1 protein-coding gene is annotated in these 352 nt (G+C 71.3%); it reads right to left on the bottom strand.

Going from position 1 to position 352, the window contains the following annotated elements; translation table 11 throughout:
• On the bottom strand, nucleotides 1-352 hold a 352-nt coding region (locus tag KCH87_RS48545), incomplete at both ends, for an acyltransferase domain-containing protein (RefSeq protein ID WP_210594476.1).

The following is a 352-nucleotide window of genomic DNA, read 5'->3' as shown; positions in this document are numbered from 1 at the left end:
GACGCGCGGGGCATGTGCGGTGACCTGGGCGGCGACCTGCGCGAACTCCTCCAACGCCGAGTCCATGTGCGCCGAGTGGAAGGCATGGCTGACATGCAGCGCCTTGGTGCGTCGGCCCAGGGAGGCGAAATGGGCCGCGACCTCCGCCACCGCCTCCGGGTCGCCAGAGATCACGACGGACTCGGCGGCGTTGACCGCCGCCAGCGAGACACCCGCGTACTGTCCGAGTACCTCCAGCACCTCGTCCTCGGTGGCGGTGATCACCGTCATCGCGCCACCGGAGCGGGCTGCCTGCATCAGCCGGCCCCGTGCGGCAACGAGGGTGCAGGCGTCGTCCAGCGACCACACCCCG

This window comes from Streptomyces sp. GESEQ-35 (assembly GCF_017948485.1).
Lineage (GTDB): Bacteria > Actinomycetota > Actinomycetes > Streptomycetales > Streptomycetaceae > Streptomyces.
This window is presented reverse-complemented; position numbering and strand designations above follow the sequence as displayed.